The following is a 346-nucleotide window of genomic DNA, read 5'->3' on the forward strand; positions in this document are numbered from 1 at the left end:
AACAGGCTGAGGCCCTGCTGAAACAACGCGAACAGGACAGTGATCGTTACAGTGGGCGGGAAGACGATCCGCAGGTTCCCCGCCAGTTGCGACAGTCTCGTCATCGTCGCCCGTTACCGGAGCATCTGCCCCGCGAAATAAATCGCCTGGAGCCAGAAGAAAGCTGTTGCCCGGAGTGTGGCGGTGAGCTGGATTATCTGGGGGAAGTCAGCGCAGAACAACTGGAACTGGTGAGCAGCGCTCTGAAAGTGATCCGCACAGAACGGGTAAAAAAAGCCTGTACAAAATGTGACTGCATCGTTGAAGCACCGGCACCATCCCGTCCGATAGAGCGTGGTATCGCGGG

1 protein-coding gene is annotated in these 346 nt (G+C 57.2%); it reads left to right on the plus strand.

What is annotated here, in order from left to right; genetic code table 11:
- On the plus strand, positions 1–346 hold a 346-nt coding region (locus BGK49_RS18735), incomplete at both ends, for an IS66 family transposase zinc-finger binding domain-containing protein (protein ID WP_171729995.1).

Source organism: Shigella sp. FC1544, from assembly GCF_001722145.1.
Taxonomy (GTDB): domain Bacteria; phylum Pseudomonadota; class Gammaproteobacteria; order Enterobacterales; family Enterobacteriaceae; genus Escherichia; species Escherichia coli.